At 75.0% G+C, this 17,248-nt stretch carries 3 protein-coding genes (1 of these 3 running past the window's edge); all 3 read right to left on the bottom strand.

Annotated features, from left to right (window positions below; translation table 11 throughout):
- Positions 1-227 precede the first annotated feature (227 nt).
- Positions 228-821: a type VII secretion system-associated protein gene (locus ACFWW9_RS01680; RefSeq protein ID WP_390370445.1), complete on the bottom strand. Its 594-nt coding sequence runs from the start codon at positions 819-821 to the stop codon at positions 228-230.
- 47 nt (positions 822-868) lie between these two features.
- Positions 869-1,408: a type VII secretion system-associated protein gene (locus ACFWW9_RS01675; RefSeq protein WP_390370444.1), complete on the bottom strand. Its 540-nt coding sequence runs from the start codon at positions 1,406-1,408 to the stop codon at positions 869-871.
- 70 nt (positions 1,409-1,478) lie between these two features.
- Positions 1,479-17,248: the final stretch of a hypothetical protein gene (locus tag ACFWW9_RS01670; protein WP_390370443.1), read on the bottom strand. It continues 23,467 nt past the right edge of the window; the window shows 15,770 of its 39,237 coding nt (coding positions 23,468-39,237); the start codon falls outside the window, past its right edge; its stop codon occupies positions 1,479-1,481.

Here is a 17,248-nt window from a genome sequence, read left to right as displayed (position 1 = left end):
CGAGCAGATCCGACGGCACGAAAGAACACACGTGCGCCACGAAGATCGTCACGCGGGCACGGGCGCGCTACCTTCGACCAGGACGCGGAGCCCGACGCCGAACGGGCAGCCCCACCCGCGCCGACAAAAGGGCCCCGCGACTCCCGTCGCGGGGCCCTTTGGCGCACAACGGCCACCCGGCCGTCATGTACTCCGTGAAGATGTCGCCGGATCGACCGCCCGAAGACCTACTCGGCCACGTTGCGGGCGAACACCTCGCCGATCAGCCGCATCGACGACGGCGCGCCGGGGTTGAGCAGCAGGTCGACCCGCTGCTGGACCAGGAGGTCCGCCAACTCGACGGCGCTCACGTCGCGCCACTTGTCGGTGCGCACCCGGCCCTGGTGCAGCGGCGCGGTCGTCACGAGCAGCGACGGCACGTCGTCCGGCGACGGCGCCACCACCGGGGTGTCGTCGTCGTCCAGCGCCACCGCGAAGGTCGACTCCTTGATCACCGCGAACAGCATCTCGCTGGTCGACTCGCCGCGCACCACCAGTTGCAGCGTGGCGTCCACCGGGTCCGTCGGTGATCCGGGCGTCGACGGCTCGTAGTCCGGGTTGGGGTGGAACCGGCTCAGCGTCCCGTCGGCCGACGCCAGCCAGCCGCCCACGATCGCGGCCAACGGCACGCCGTCGTCCGGGTTCTCCGCCTGCCAGCCGGGGTCGACGAGGAACGCCCACTGATCGCCGGTCTGCTCGCCGGGGGTGAACCCCTGCCCGGTCAACTGGTCGACGACCTGCCGGATCTGCTCGGCCCTGTCGTCACTGCTCGGCGTGCTCATCACTTGCCCTTCTCGTCTGGCGCGGTCGGTTCACGTGGCGCACCGGGTCACTCCGCGACGTCGGCGAGGCTCTCCGCGAACACGTCGCCGACCAGCCTCGTGGACGCGGGGCCGCCGGGGTTCAGCAGCAGGTCGACGCGGTGCTCGCGGAGCAGGTCGCCCAACTCCGCCGCGGACACCCCGGTCCGCCAGTCGTCGGCGTGGACGCGGGGGCGCTGCGCGGGAGCCGTGGCCACCAGCAGCGACGGCACGTCGTCCGGCGAGGGCGCGATCAGCGGACTCCCGTCGGCGCCGAGCGCCACGTCGAACGCGCCCTCGCGCAGGACGGCGAACAGCGCGTCCGAGTCGACCTCGCCCCTGGCCAGCAGGTGCAGCGCCGCGTCGACGGGGTCCGTCGGCGACCCCGGTTCGGATGGCGCGTAGTCGGGGTTCGCGTGGAACCGGCCGATCCCACCGTCTGCCGCCGACAGCCACCCGCCGACGACGGCCTCCAGAGGCGGTGACGGCACCTCGCCGCCCGCCGGGGTGTCCGGATCCCACGCGGGGTCGATCAGGAACACCCACTGGTCGTCGCCTGCCGCGGTCATGTCGCACCCTTCTCGTCCGCCGGAGCCCCGACGAGTGTCCCCCACAGCGCTCCGGCCGCACGGCGGGCGCTCATCGGCGCAGCCGCCTGGCCAGCGCCGCGGCCGCGCTCTCGCCGCGCTCGTCGAGCAATGCCCTGATCTCCAGGACGTCCTGGAACACCTCGGCGGTCACCACGCCGGTCGCGGGCACAACGCCGTACCGAACGGCGATGGCGTACGCCCGCGTCGTCACGGCGGCCAGCGCCTCCGCCGCGGCGACGTCCTCGGCGAGCACGTCCTCCACGTCGCCCGCGAGCGCGTTCAGCTCGGTCCGCGCGCCGTCGTCGACGGCCGAGCCGTGCAGCAGGCCGCCCACCATGCCCGTGGTGTCGAGCAGCTCGAACGCGCGCGCCGTCCGCTCGGCCACCTCGGCCGCGACCGCGTCACCGTTCTGCACGACCTCGTAGGCGACCGCGCCGACGACGGCGAACAGCGCGGCCCCGAGCACCTCCGGGTCGGTGTCGCGGTCCAGCAGGAAGTCCGCCAGGCCGTGGTGCCACACCAGGTCCACGGCGGTGGCCAGCGCCCGCGCGGTGGCGGCCGCCGAGTCCAGGCCCTGCCCCTCGAGGGTGTCGCGCACGGCCCGGACGGCCGAGTCGAGCACGACCCCGATCCCGTCCGCGTGAACACCGCCGGCCGCCAGCCGGTCCACCAGGCCCGCCGAGTCGACGAGCACCATCGTGTCCGTGGTCAGGTCGAGGTCGCCGACCCCGCCGGTCGGTTCCGCGCCGGACCCGGTCTGGACCAGGCCGATCGTCCACAGCACGCCGCCGTCGGCCAGGTCGTCCGCGGACCTCGTGCGCGAGACGACCTTGAAGTCCGTGCCCGGCGCGAACACGATCTCGGCGTCCTGCCGGACACCGGTCGTCGAGTGGACGACGAAGACGACGTTCTCGCCGCCGAGCCACACCGGCTCCTCCGTGGCGCGGACGGCCGCGGTCTCCCGCACGACCGAGCCCGGCGCGTAGCGGTCCGCCAGCGCCGCCAGCCCGTCGACCGGGACGTGCCGGGTCAGCACCACGGCCCCGACGTGGTCCTCCCCGACCGGGTCGTCCGCGACCGCGGCGGGCTCGGGTTCGACGGCCGGAACACCGGCCTCGGTCGCCGCCAGGTCGTCCAGGTAGTGCCGGGCAGCGGTGTGCTGCTCGCGCACCTGGTGGGCGAGCACCACGTCCACGACCTCGGCGAAGCGCTGCCGCGCGGCGTCGCCGGAGAGGTCGGCGAACAGGGTGCCGAACAGCCCGTGCTCGCCGACCGCCTCGATGGCGGCGGCGATCCGCTCGGTGGGCTTGATGCCGCCGGTCGGACCCTCGATCGCCACCTCGCGGGCGATCACGTCGACGAACCGCGCCACCACCGCGCGCGCCGACTCCGGGTCACCGGTGGCGTCCGCGATGTGCGCGGTGACGCCGTGCAGGTCCAGCAGGTCGAGCGCCGTCCGCCTGCTGTCCTCGGACAGCTCCAGCTCGTCGTCGGACTCCACGACGTCGTCGACGGGACTGTAGACGCCGGGCAACCCGTCCTCCAGCGCCCGGCCCTGGCCCCAGCGCAGGGCGTCCGCGATCTCCTCCACCGTGAACCCGCCGGAGAACAGGGTGGACATGCCGGGCACGATCACCGGCTGGAAACCGTTGGCGAGCAACAACCTCGGCAGCAGCAGGTACACGTTGAGCCTGCCGTTGCCGTCGCCGAACAGGTGCATCACGTGCAGCGCGCGGATGGCGCGGGCGATGGCGCGCAGGCGGTCCTGGTCGCCGCCCGCCTCGGCCAGTTCGGCGTAGTACCGCTCGAACACGGCGTCGACCAGCGCGGGCACCTCGGCGGCGAGGTAGTCGGTGTTGACCTTCCAGCGGCCGCCCTCGACGGCCAGGAACGTGATCACGTCCGCCCGGCGCCCGGCGTCCACCTGCTCGGGCGCGGCCAGCGTCACGAGCGGGCGGCCCGCGACGGTCTCGTCCAGCAGGTCGGCGGCGGCGTTGCGGGCCAGCAGGTTGTGGCCGATGAACGCGTTCGCGCCCTGGCCGACGATCTCGAACAGGGTGTCGTCCGACTGGGCCAGCCGGGCCCGGCCGGTGGCCACGCCGTGCATGCGCAGGTACTCGGTCCAGTCGACCCGCGCGGCCAGCGCGGCGGGCGCGTCCAGGATCGTCCGGAACGCGGTGGCCATGTCCCTGCGGAAACCGGGTGAGCGGTCGGTGTCGTAGTAGCTGGCCGGGTTGCCCCGGTTGTTGGCCAGCGCGGCGGCGTGGTGCGCGGGGTCGATCTGGAGCAGCCACCACGACCGCTCGGGCAGGAACGTGCTCAGGGTGACCGGATCGGCGCTCGCCACGTCGCGCCTGTCGTGGTCGGCGTCGTGCAGGTCGTCCAGCCAGTCGCGGACCACGTCGGTCTGCTCGACCGGGTCGGCGATCCCGGCCAGCACCGGGAGGTCCGCGACCGGTGCGGTGGTCGGCTCGGTGACGGCGGGCGACGGTGCGGCACCGGGGTCGGCGGGGGCGACCGCGGGCGACGACGGGCGCGGGATGACGAGGGACGAGGGCTCGTCCCTCGGCGGAGCGGTGATCCGGGCCTCCGGGCTCGGGGAAGCCGAGCGCTGGGCGACGGAGTCCGAGACCCCGGTGCTCGGGCCGGCTTCCGGGACATCGGTGGTCCGGGACGCGGCGCGGAACTCGGCCAGCGCCGTCTTGAGCGCCGACAGCACGCGCGGGCCGACCTCGATCGTGACGTGGGCGCCGTTCGGGTCCGGCTGGGCGAAGACCCGCGTCGCGGGCAGCACCGGGTCCACGGACAGCGGCTCGGTGCCCAGCGGCGCCAACTTCGCCAGGTGCGCCGCGGTCACCTCGCGCAGGTCGGCGTGAACGGCCCGCGCCGAATCCCCGTCCGCGTCGTGACCGGTGACCGTCACGATCGGCGGCGCGAGTCCGTCCGCCCGGTGCTCGACGGCGAGCCGCGCAAGCGCCTCGCCCACCTCCTCGATCCGGGCCCGGTCGACCTCCCCGGCCACCAGCGGCAGGACGACCGGCGCGACGGTGGGAGCGGCCGAAGACCGCGACGGCGCGACGGAGGTCGTCGGCACGAGCCGCACCGGGCGGCTGACCTCGCCCTCGTCGTAGTCCCACGACCAGTCGCCGGTCACGGTGAACCGGGCCCTGGCCAACGGGGTCAGCGGCACGTGCTCCCACCGGCCCTCGTCCGCGAGGAACTTGCGGTCGGTCACCGACGTCACGGACCACGGCAGCCCGTCGTGCACCAACGTCAACAGCACGACCACGGCGGCCACCACCAGTTCCGGCCGCTCGTGCCGCTCCCGCGCGTCCCGGAACAGCTCGACCAGGTCGAGGTCGCCCCCGCGATCGGGCACCGAGACGTCCAAGCCCTGCAGCAGCTCGTCGACCAGCGCGAGCGTGGCCGCGCGGTCGTCGAGCGGGATCGGCTCGTCGTCGCGGCGCTCGGACGGCTCCGCGTAGTCCCACCGGCCCACGTAGGCCGTGGCCAGCTCCCGCACCACGTTGTCGTCGTCGGCCTCGGTGGCGCCCAGGACGGTGAGGTGGCCGCCGTCGACGACCACCAGGTCCCGGTCGGTGGAGCCGACCATCCTGGTGCTCGCGGCGACCCGGCGGCGGAACCCGAGGTCCGCCAGCGTGTCCTTGAAGTCGTGGGCGAACCCGCCCGGCTTCGGCGTCCGGCCCGCCTCGCAGGCGACCAGCAGCACGAGGTCGTCCTCGTGCCCGCCTTGGAATCCGCCCGCGTGGACCGCGATCCGGCCGAACGCGTCGGCGGCGACGTCGACGTCGCCGATCGACCCGATGTGGACGGTCGCGCCCTTGCTGTCGGTGTGGACGCCGAAGACCGTCGTGCTGTCGTCCTCCAGCCCGCGCAGGAGGACCGGCAGACCACCGGACTGGCTGCCCGCCTCGGCCAGCAGCAGGGTGTTCGCCCGGTTCCGACTGCCCGCCCAGGTCTGCACGTCGGCGTCACCGGACGAGGCGGTCCCGAACGTCGCGCCGATGAGCTTGCCGTTGCGGTGCAAGGGCTTGCTGGTCACCTGGGTAGCCGTGATCCGGCGTTCGCGGCCGAGCGCGTCCGTGCCGGACTCCCACCGGACCGCGGAGGTGTCCGGCAGATCGGCGTGCGCGAGCCCCGGCGGCGGCGTGGCGCCCGCTTGCCCCTCCAGCGAGGCCAGGTCCGTCGCCGACAGCGCGCCGACCGTCGACGAGCCGCCGCCGAGCAGGTCCACGACCCGCCGCGCGAGGACGACGGGGCTGTCACCAGCTCCCCACCGGGTGCGGTCCGCGCCGCGGCCGACGTGGACGGTGACGTGCGCTTCGAGGTCCGCGACGACGGGCACGAGCTGCACCCGCATCCGGTCACCGCTCGTCGGCAGCACGGCGTCGGCGAAGAGGGCGTCGACCCCTCGTTCCAGGTCGAACCAGAACCGCTGCCGGTCCCGGTACGACAGGTCCGCGGGGAACTCCACCTTGAGCCGCAGCGTCGCCTCGCGCACCCACACGCCGGGGCTGGTCTCGACCCGGCGCACGTCGAACGCGACCGGTCCGCCGTCGGTCGTCGTCCGGACCTCGGTGACCGGCGCGCTCGACCGCACCACGTCGAGGTCGGCGACCGTCACCGGGGCGAGGTCGGCGGTCGTGCCGTCGCCGAGCACGTCGACCTGCTGGCCCGCGGGCACGGCGGTGACCGGTCGCATCGCCCGCACCGCGGCGAACGCGGCCCGCACGGACATCGCCACCCGCGGGTCGATCTCGACGGTGGCGCGCGAGGCGCGGGCCCTGTCCGCGCTGCGGGGCTCGAACCAGCCGGTCACCCCGCTCTCGGGGAGCACCAGGTCGGCGGAGATCGGCCGGGTGCCCTTGGGTGCCAACTCCTCGAGATGGCCGGAAGTGGCGCGGTGCAGGGCGTTGTAGGCGGTCTGGGCCCGCCGGTCCGCCTTGCGGATCGTGTCGTCCGACGAGCCGAACCGGGAGTCCCTGGCGTACCCGGTGATCTTCACGACGGGCAGCGCGAGCCCGTCGGCCTCGTGCTCGACCGCGAGCTGCGCCAACGCCCTGGCCAGCCCGTCGATCTGGTCCTGGTCGGCCACGCGGTCGGTGCCCACGGTGAAGGCGACGTCGGTCCGCTGGACGTCGCGCACGGTCGGGATGCGGAGCAGCGCCGTGGAGCCGACCGGCACGAGCCGGACCGGGCGGCGGACCTCGCCCGCGGCGAAGTCCCACGACCAGTCGCCGGTCACGGTGAACCGGGCCCTGGCCGACGCGGTCAGCGGCACGTGCTCCCACTCCTCCTCGCGCTCGAGGAACTTCCGGTCGGTCAGCGACGTCACCGGCGTCGTCAGCAGCGCCGGGCGCGTGGCCGCGAACGCGAGCACGGCGGACGTCACCAGGTCGGGACGCTGGTGCCGCGCCCGCGCGGTCCGGAACACCTCGACCAGGTCGAGGTCGCCTCTGCGGGCGGTCACCGACGCGTCCAGCCCGAGCAGGAGTTCGCTGATCAGCGCGAGCGTGCCCGCGCGGTCGTCGAACGAGATCCGGGCGCCGCCGGGCCGGGCGGGCGACGGCGCGTAGTTCCACCCGGCGCCGAGCGCCTGCACCAGTTCCAGCACCGCGTTGTCCTCGTCCGTCGCGGTGCCGCCGACGACCGCGAGGTGCCCGCCGTCCTGGATCGTCAACGAGGGCGCGGTCGTGGCGCCGTCGCCGTGGCTCGTGCCGACGATCTGCGTGCCCCCCGCGACCCGGCGCCGGAACTTCAACGCGGCCAGGGTGGCCTGGAAGTCCCAGGCGAACCCGCCGGGCTTCGGCGTCTGGACCGCCGAGCAGGCCGCCAGCACGACGAGGTCGTTCTCGTCCTGGTCGGCCAGGCCGCCCGCGTCGACCGCGATCCTGGCGAACGCGTCACCTCGGACGTGCAGGTCGCCGATCGTCCCGACGTGCACCCTGCCGTGGCCCTTGCTCGCGTGGACGGCGAAGACCGCGGTGGTGTCCTTCTCCAGGCCGTCGACGACGACCGGCAGCCTCCGGGCACCCGTGGCCTCGGTGAGGAAGACGGCGTTGGCCCGGTTCGGGCTGGCCGCCCACGCCTGCTCGGACGAGTGGGTGGCTCCGGAGTTCGCGAACGTCGCGCCGATGAGCTTGCCGTTGCGGTGGATCGGCTTGCGGGCCACCTGTGCGGCGGTGAACCGGCGGTCGCGGCCGAGCGCGTCGACACCGGACTCCCACGTCGTCGCGGAGGTGTCGGGCAGGTCGGCGTGCGCCAGCCCCGGCGGCGGCGTGGTGCCCGCCTGCTCCTCCAGCGCGACCAGCTGGTCGGCCGACAGCGGCGCGTCGGCCCAGGCGAACGGGTTGCTGCCGGGGAGGTCGATCCCGCCGAGCAGGTCGGCGACGTGGTGCCCGAGCACCGAGCCCGACTCGGTGGACAGCCACGCCCCGCGGCTCGTCGCACCGGACCGGTCGACGCCGATGACCGCGTGCGCCTCGGCGGTCGTGGCGACGCGCACGACCTGCACCCGCACCAGGTCGCCGCTCGCGGGCAGGGTGAGGCCGCCGTTGAAGGCCGCCTCGACGGCGGTCTCCAGCGCGGTCCAGAACTCCCGCTGCCGCGACCTGCTCGTGGTCGCCGGGAAGTCCATCCGGAGCCGGAGCGTCGCCTCCCGCACCCACACGCCGGGCCGGACCTCGATCCGGCGCACGTCGAACTTGACCATTCCGCGCCGGGTCAGCTTGCGGATCTCGGTGACCGGCGCGCTCGGCCGCACCAGGTCCAGCTCGGCGGGCGTCACCGGGCTCGCGGGAGCGGGGGTGGCCTCGTCCACGTCCGGGAACGTCGTGGTCCCGTCCGAAGTGGACGCCGTCTCGTCCGGGAACGTCGCGGTGGACGGCGCGGGCACGTCGTCGTCGGAGAACGTCGTGGTCTCCGGGGCCGGGCGCGGGGCGAGCGCGATCTCGGACCGGGCGGCCGCGGCGCGGTCGGTGGAGCGCGGCTCGGCGGCGCCCACCAGCTCGAGGCCGCTGAGCACCGGACCCGCCGTCAGCGGCGTCGAGCCCGCGGTGGCCAGCGCGTCGAGGTGCCGGGTGACGCTCGCGCTCAACGCGGCCAGCGTCCGCTCCGCGCGGCGCACGCCCTTGGCGACCGCGTCGGCCGTCGACCTGCGGAACGACATCCGCCCGTGGCCGGTGATCGACCCCACCGGCAGTGGCCCGCCGTCCTCGGCGTGCTCCACGGCGATCTCCGCCAGGGTGCGCCCGAGCCGGTCCACCTCGGCCCCGTCCTTGATCAGGTCGGCGTTGTCCGGCGCGTCGACGTCGAACCGGACCTCGGCGCGCAGCGTCCCGAGGTCCCACGCCGCGGTGGGCGCGGGCGTGCCGGGCTCGGTCATGACGACGGGCCTGCGCACGGTGCCCGCGGCGTCGTCCCAGACGGCCTTGCCGGTCGTGGCGAACAGCGCGCGGGCGGCGGCGGTCAGCGGGACCCGCGTCCACCTGCCCGTCGCGCGAGCCGTGCCGCGGTCGACCACCCAGCGGACGGCCCGTCGCAGGTCGGTGTGGTCGGCGGCGATGTGCGCGAGCAGCACGGGCAGCAGCAGATCGGGGTTCTCGTGCCGGGCGGCGAGGTCGGCGCGCACCTCGACCAGGTCGAGCACGCCGCCGTCGCGGGGCACCGAGACGGCGAGCTCGGCGACGAGACGGGTGAGCAGCTCGACCGTGGCGGCGCGGTCGGCGAGCGTGCGGATCCGACTCGAGTCGGCGTCCGGCGCGTACCGCCAGTTCGCCGTCAGCGCCCGCGCGATCTCCGCGACCGCGGCCTGCTCGTCGGGGCTCCCGCGGAAGCGCGCCAGGTGAGCGCCGTCGCCGAGCACCAGCACGGCCTGGCCGGTGGAGTCCACCTCGACGTCGGCGTGACCGGTCGACGCGGCGGCGCCCAGGTTCAGCCCCTGCGCGGCCAGGCCTTCGGCGAGGTCGGACGCGAAGCCGGTGGGCCGCCCGGCCGACGGACCCAGCAGCAGCACGGGATCCGTCGTGTCCCAGCGCAGCAGGAGCGGCGTGACGATCTTGGCGAGTTCCCCGCCGGTCACCCGGACGTCGCCGACGTCGCCGACGTCCAGCGCGGCCGTGCGCTCGTCGGTGTCCAGCGCGAGCACCACTCCGGACGGCGGCGGCGTGCCGTCCATGCCCCGGCCGGTGCCCGACTCGCCCAGCCGGACCGAGGCGACCCCGGACGTCCCGAGCGCCTGGGCCACGTCCGGGGCCAGGTCGTACGACCCGGACGGGAAGACCGCTCCCCGGTCGCCGCCCAGCGGGAGGCCCCGCACCTTGCCCGCGGTGAACCGGCGCTCGGCCCCCGCCGCGTCGGTGCCGGAGATCCACTGCTGCCGCCAGTCGGCGTTGTCCCGGACGGCCGAGTACGGCCTGCTCGACAGCTTGGCCGCGGGCGCGATGACGTCGAACTGCTCCCACTGGCGCCGGGTGAGGTCCTCGCCCCCGTCCGGGTCGTGGACGCCCAGCAGGTCGGCCACGTGCTGGGCCAGCGCGGCCGGGACCTCGTCGGCGCCCCAGTCGGTCCGGGACGGCGCGGTCTCCGCTCCCGGCGGGAGAACGGACACCGAGACGTGCGCGTTCTCGTCGGCCCGGACGACCTGCACGCGGAACGCGTCCCCGCTCGTGGGCAGCCGTCCGCCGGTGTTGAAGGCGCGCTCGACGCCCGCGACGAGCTTCCGCCAGAAGGCGTCCTGGTCCGCGGGGGACGTGCCGTCGGGGAACGTCGGCCGGATCCTGATCAGCGCCTCGCGCATCCAGACGCCGGGGTAGACCTCGACCCGGCGGACCTCGAACGCCACCGGCAGCTTGCGGGCGTCCCGGCCGCTCAGGTTCGCCTTCGGCGCGCGCCAGCGCACCACGTCGAAGTCCGCCGCGCCGACCGACGCGGACGCCATCCGGTCCCACACGTCCTGGATCGTCGGGGCGGTGAACAGGTGCGAGGCGAGCGCGTGCAGCAGCACCTCAGGCCGCCGGTGCCGGTCCCGCAGCCGCTGGTACATCCCGAGCAACCGGTCCGCGAGGGGCTTGTCGAGGTCGTGCCGGTCCGACAGCTCGGCGACCTCCCGCATCAACGCGAGCGTGGCCGCGCGGTCGTCCAGCGGGACGAGCCCGGTCGTGGACGAGGTCGACGCGCCGTACTGCCAGCCCATCCCGTACGCCTGCGACAGCTCCGCGGCGACCCAGGTGTCGTCGGGGTCGCCGACGACCCGCAGGTGCCCGCCCTTCGGCACGACCAGCTCGGTCCTCGGCGCCTCCGACTCGGGGACGAGCCGGGTGCCCACCGCGACCGCGCGGCGCAGGCCGAGGTCCGCGAGGGCCCGCTGGAAGTCCTCGGCCAGCCGCTGCTGGTTCGCCGCGGCCGCCGTCGGCGTCGCCGCGAGCACGATGAGCGCCCCGTCGGGCTGACCGTCCAGCGCTCCGCTGTCGCGGACGAGGAGGGCGAGGCTCGCACCGTCCACGGTCTTCGGCTTCCGACCGGGCAGGTGCAGCAGGGCGCGCGCGCCGTCCACCCGCACCCCGACGACCAGCACGTCGTCGGCGTCCACGCCAGGTGGCGCGACCTCGATGCTGCGCACCGCGCGGGCGCGGTGGAAACCGCCCTCCTGGAGGTGGATCGCCGTCGTCCGCCCCGGCTGGACCGCCCACGCGCCCTCGGGGGACCGGTCGCCGGAGGGGAAGTCGAGACCGACCACGCGGCCGTCGCGGCGCAGGACCGTGCGCGTCACGTCGTCCAGCACGACGCGGTCCTGCGACGAGTCGGCGGCCCGCTTGCCGGGCACCCGCTCCACGGTCCAGTCCCGCTCCTCGGGCAGGTCGAACCGGACGCCCTGCGCCGCGGCGCGGCGGTGCGCCGTGCGGCGGGGCGGCTTCAGCGCCGAGCGGAGGGGTGCGGAAGCCAGGTGGCCGCCGCCGGTCGCGGACAGCGACCCGGCGAGCAGGGTGCGGTCGAACACCGGCCGGGCGGGCAGGGGGTCCTGCCGGATTCCCCACTCCGCGCGGCGCATGTGGCTGTTGTCGGGCATCCGCATCCGGGAGGACGTGAAGTGGAACAGCGCCAGCGCGGCGGCGGGCGTGGCGGCGGAGTCGGTCACGCCTGCCAGGCGGTGCGCGTAGCGGCCGGAGCTGAGCAGGCGCACCGCCGCCGCCCACACCAGGTCCTCGCGGTCGCCCACCGCGAGCCGGGCGACCCGGTCGAGGTCGATCACGCCGCGGCGGCTCTGCGAGCCGAGCTGGTTCTCCAGCGCCTCCTGCACCTTCGCCGCGCGCTCGACCACCGAGAACAGCGCGGTCCGGCGGGAGTAGTGCCTGCGGGTGGCGTCGGACCTGGTCCGCCAGTCCTGGAGGTGCGCCAGCACCTCGTCCAGGTCCAGGTCGTCCGCCGCCGGGGTGCCGCCGACGGTCACCCAGCTCCCGCCCGCCTCGACGAAGGTCGCGGTGTGCCGGATGCCGGTCGCCGTGGAGCGGTGGAACACGGTGAACTTCTTGCTCGGCCCGTGCACGTCGCGGGTGACCCCGTTCCGCGCCATCGTGTCCCGGAACCGCTCCGCCACGCTCGACCCGGTGGTCGGGACGGCGGTCGCGGAGCAGATGTACAGCGCGAACTCGTCCACTGTGGACGAACCACGCCGCCGGAACGCCGCCGACGCCAGGACGATCTCGGCCAGCACGTCACCGGACACGGTGAGCACGGTGGTCGTGTCGCCCTCGTGCACGGTGATCTGCATGGAGCCGGGCAGGCCGTGGCCGTCCACGAAGAACGTGCGGGTCTCGTCGAGCCACGGGAACGGCGTGGCCACGATCTCGGCGTCCGACGGCAGCGAGCCGTCCGTGCCGATCCGGCCGGTGGTGATCGCGGACTGCCGGTTCGGGTCGGTGGGGAACCCGTGCAGCAGCGGGGACGGCCGGTCGGGGGTGGAGAACGTGACGCCGACGATCGTGCTGTTGGCGTCGAAGAGGCCGCGGACGACCACCTGGGACGGGCTGAAGTAGCGGGTGGCCCCGGTGCTGTCGGTGCCCGCCAGCACCGTCGGAGCGGTGGGCACGGACGAGGTCTGGGCCGCGAGGTCGACCAGCGCGGTGGCCGTCGTCCGGACGCGGGCAGCCCGTTCCGCGAGGTGCTCACCGCGCGCGGAGGCGACGGGCGCGATCACGTCGGCGCTGAGGCGGGACGCGCCGGGCGGTCGCGTCGGCTCGATGGCCGCGAGCGCCGGGCGCAGGCGCGTGAGCACCCGCTGCCGCACCAGGTCCGCCCGGCGCTGCCCGCTGGTGGCGCCGGGCGTCGACTTCAGGGCGAACCTGCTGCCGTGGCCCTGGCCGACGACGTCGAGCACCGGGGAGGGCAGGCCGTCGCCCTCCAGCTCGACCGCCGCCTCGGCGAGCCACGTGGCCAGGTCGTCGGCCGACCGCGCGGAGTGCGCGTCGAGCGCGGCGTCCGACCCCGTGAAGCCGACGTCCAGCCGGGGCGCGGCGAAGCCGCCGTTGTCCACGACCGACGGCCAGTCCTGCCCCGCGGGCACCAGCACCGCGGGCCTGGTGACCGTGCCCTGGCCCCACCGGCCCTTGCCGGTGACGGCGAACCGGCCACGCGCCGCCGCGGGCAGCCGCACTGGCGTCCACACCGAGCCGACCCGAGCGCGGTCCACGACGGTGGTGATCGCGTCGACCGCGTCCTGGCGGGACGCGAGGTAGGTCAGGGCGGCCGTCCAGACGAGGGCGGGGTCCGCCGTCCGCTCCACCGCGGCGGAGACCGAGACGAGGTCGAGGGTGGAACCCCGCCACATCGCCCCCGCCTGCCGGTACGCCTCGACGGCGACCCGGTCGCCGTCGGTCGCCGTGCCCGCGTCCACCCGGACGCGAGCCGCCTCGAGGGCGACCGGGTCGTTCATGACGGCCACGACGGCGGCGACGACGACCGCGGGCCGGGCCGTGTTCGCCCCGACGGTCGAGCGCGACGACGCGGGCATGCCGTCCGACGGCGCCCGCGTGGCGACGGGTTCCCGCTCCACGTAGCTCAGCAGCACCTGGTCCCCGGTGCCCGGCGCGGTCATCGTCCGGCTCAGCTCGCCGCCGATCTGGGACGGCGACACCCCGGCGTTCGGGTAGCGGGCGAGCGCGGTGGCGAGCGCCGACCGGTACAGGCTGAACACCTGGTCGATCCGGTCCTTGGCCCGCCGGGCCTCGACGTGGTCGGTCGCGGGGGCGGGCGGCGTGGTCAGCGTGAGCCACGGCCGGGCGGTGCGCCCTTCGAGGGCCGCGGTGACGGCGGCCTCCGCGACCTCCTCGGCGAACTCGACGATCCGGTCCTGGGCGACCGGGTCGAGGGTGCTGTGGTGGGGGGCGAAGGACACGGCCACCGGGACGCCGGGCGCACCGGACGTCATCCGGACCGGGCCCTCGGCCTGGTCCTCGGTCGACGCCACTGGGGCGGTCTCGACCGGGGGCGGCGGGGCGACGGGCGCCGTCAGCGCGCCACCGCGGAGCACCCGGTCCGTCGCGAACGACGCCAGCAGCACCGCGGCCGCGGAGCGCGCGGTGGCGACCCTGGTCGGACCGTCCTTGTCGGCGTCGGTCCGGAGCCGGTTCGCGACCAGGTACGCGATGTCGACGAGCACCTCGTCGGGCAGGTTCGACCTGGGGCCGGTCCACGGCGACACGATCCGCACGGCGTGGTCGAACAGGGCGTCGCGGTCCGGCGACTCCAGCACGGAGGCCTTGGCCAGCTCGACGGCCCGTTCCCACTCGGCGCCCGTCGTCCGCGTGATGGCCGGGGCGTCGTCGTCGAACGCCAACCGCACGCTGACGACGACCCTGGCGGGCGCATCCGGGTCGGACTCGAAGCGGCCGGACGTGGTCTCCTCGGGCAGGGTCCGCGCCAGGTCGAAGGTCGGCCCGTCCTCGCCCACCAACTGGCGGAGCCGCGCCGCGAGCACGCGCCGCATCCCCTCGCGGACGGCGAGCGCCCGGCCGTGGCCCTTCTGCTCCCCCGCCGCCGACCGCTCCCTGGACAACTTCGAGCCGTGACCGGTGCCGACGATCTCGACCACCACGCGGGCCCGCCCGTCGCGGCCGAGCTCCACCGACGCCTCGGCCAGCCACGTGATCAGCGCGCCCAGGTGCTCGCGGACCTGCTGGACCGAGATCTTCTCCCCGCTCCAGGTGAACGTGACGGGCACGGGCGCGACCCGGTAGCCGTCGACCAGTTCCTGCCGGGTCGCGCGGTCCCCGGTCGTGGACAGGCGGGCGGGCCGGGTGACCACGCCCCGCTCCGCGTCCCAGGTGCCCTTGCCGGTGGGCACGACCCGGTCGCGCATCGACTCCGGCAGGACGACCGGGAACCACTCGCCGTTCTCGTCCAGCACGTGGTCGGTGACCGAGCGGACCGCGGCCACCGACTCGGGGCGCGCGGACAGGTGGGTGAGCAGCGCGGTCCACAGGACGTTCACGGCGGTCGGGTCGTTCCCGAGCGCCTTCGCGACGGTCGCGAGGTCGAGCACCCCCGTCGTGTCCACGGTGGACACGAAAGTCCCGGCGACGGAGATCGTGGTCCCGGAGAGGCCGTACCTCTTCGCGATCGGGCCCTCGGGGTCGGCGAAGCCCTCCACGAGCACGTCCAGGTCGGTCGCCGTGCCCCAGAACTCCCACGTGCCGCCGTCGCGGAGGACCAGCGCGGGCGGCAGGCCCGCGTCGCCGGTGTTGTGGCCGGAGAACTCGGCGCCCGTCGTCGACGCGTAGAACGCCATCCGGTGCCCCGCGGCCTGGAACCGGGTCGCGAACTCCTCCAGCGCGCCGACCCAGGCCGCGGCCGACGCGGGGTCGGCGACGAGGACGACCGACGTGAGCGGCGCTGTGCCCTCGTCGATCAGGTCCGTCCTGGCCCGCTGGAACGCGGTCGAGCCGAGCACGGCGTCCACCACGGTCCGCACGTCGACCGCGACCGGCACGACCTCGGTCCCGGAGTGGACGAACAGCTCGCCGCGCAGGTGCCGCAGGTCGACCACGAACGTCCGCGTCGGCCGGGACGCCGACGCGGCCCACGGCGACGGGCGGTCCACGGGGAAGCCGTCGGAGCCGAGCACGATCGTCCGGTCGACGCCGCTGGACATCGACCAGTCGCCGAGCCTCTTGGCCGCGTCCAGGTCGCCGAACGACACGCCCGCCGTCGTCCCGTCGATCGACCTCGCGGTGAAGGAACGCACCTCGTGCGGCGCGAACCGGATCGGCTCGCCGTGCCTGCCGACCCCGCTCAACGTCCTCAGCCGGTCGGCGGAGGGCGCGGGCAGGACGGCGTCGGTGGCCAGCGCGTCCCAGTCCACGAGCGCCAGCGCGTGCTCGTCGGGGAACTTCCCGTCCACCGCGACGTGCTCGCGCAGCTGGGCCTCGGTCAATGGCGCGATCGAGTGGTACCGGCCCCAGTTGTTGTAGTAGGGCAGCTCGGGGCGGGTGAACTGGACGCTGCGCGCGACCTCGTCGAACGAGTGCGCGCCGCCCTGGAACATGACCGAGAACAGCGCCAGCCTGATCAGGCCGAAGTCGACGTCGACACCCGCCAGCTCGGCGAGCCGCCCCACGACCTGCATGACGCCGTCCGACGTGCCCGAGACGCCCGTCCACACCAGCGCGCCGGTCCGCTGACCGTCCTGCTGGAGCGGCCGGCTCATCGGGATCGGGCTGAGCATGAAGCCGAGGCTCCACTTGACGTGGCCGTCGGGGCCGAGCGCGATGGCCCGCTCCCGGTCGCTCAGCGGCGGGACGACGTCGGCCGCGCGCACCCGTGGACCGAGGTCGACCTGGAGCGCCCTGATCTCCGCCAGCTTGTCGTTCCTGCTCAGGAACGGGTCGGCGAGGATCTTGAAGTACTCCTCGTACGCGGTGTTCGTGGCGCGCTGGTCGCGTTCCACCCGGCGACCCGCGACCATGCGGATCGGCCGGTCGACGAGGTGGAAGTTGTCGGCCAGCAGGGCCAGCACCAGCAGCCGCTCGCGGATGTTCCCGTGCGACACGACGTCCGCGAGGTCGTCGATCGTCCCGGACACCGCGCCGAACGCCGACCGGCTGCCCCCCACCAGCATGTAGCGCCTGCTCGGCGTGACGGCCTTCCACACCAACCGGAGGACCTTGCCCAGTTCGGCGTCGACCTCGCGCAGCGTGCCGATGTAGGCGGCAAGGCGCTTCTCGAACGCGACGGCCTGTTCGGCGTACTCGATGCGCGCGGCGTCCCACTGGGAGATCGGGAGCCCCTCGACCCCGCTGGGGACCGGGCCGGGGGCGACGCCGCCGTCGACGCGGTCCGACCCGAACTCGACGCGCAGCTTCTCGGACAGCTCACGCGCGCCGAGGTCCGGGGTGGACAGACCCCGGTCCTGGCGGAGGCGGTCGGCGATGACGGTGACCATCCCGGTGTGGACCCGCCGGTAGGCGGCCTCGCCCTCGGAGGTGGTGAAGGTGGCGGGCGGCTCGTGCCGCTCGTCCACGATCGACCGGGCCCGGTCGAGCAGCGCGTCCCGCTCCGGGTCCGCGTCCACGGACCTCTTGGCGGACGCGAACGTCTTGGCCCACTTGGCTTCCTGCGCCACCGTGACGGCGGGGGCGTTGACGGCGAGGACCTGGCCGGACGGCGGGGCGGGGGCGGCGGGCGGCGGCTGCTGGCCGCTGGTCACCCACCGGACGGGCACGACGGCCTGCCCGTCCTGGCCCGGCGGCAGCGCCGCGCCGGTCTGCTCCCAGCCGATGTAGGCGTGGTGCGACAGCTCGGGGG

This window comes from Umezawaea sp. NPDC059074, assembly GCF_042738955.1.
GTDB lineage: Bacteria > Actinomycetota > Actinomycetes > Mycobacteriales > Pseudonocardiaceae > Umezawaea.
Note: the sequence above shows the minus strand (reverse complement) of the source record. Positions and strands in the feature narration are given on the sequence as shown.

What these genes read in the sequence shown, in the direction of transcription:
- ACFWW9_RS01680 (WP_390370445.1), bottom strand. Translation starts at nt 821, where the DNA reads ATGAGCACGCCGAGCAGTGACGACAGGGCCGAGCAGATCCGGCAGGTC.
- ACFWW9_RS01675 (WP_390370444.1), bottom strand. Translation starts at nt 1,408, where the DNA reads ATGACCGCGGCAGGCGACGACCAGTGGGTGTTCCTGATCGACCCCGCG.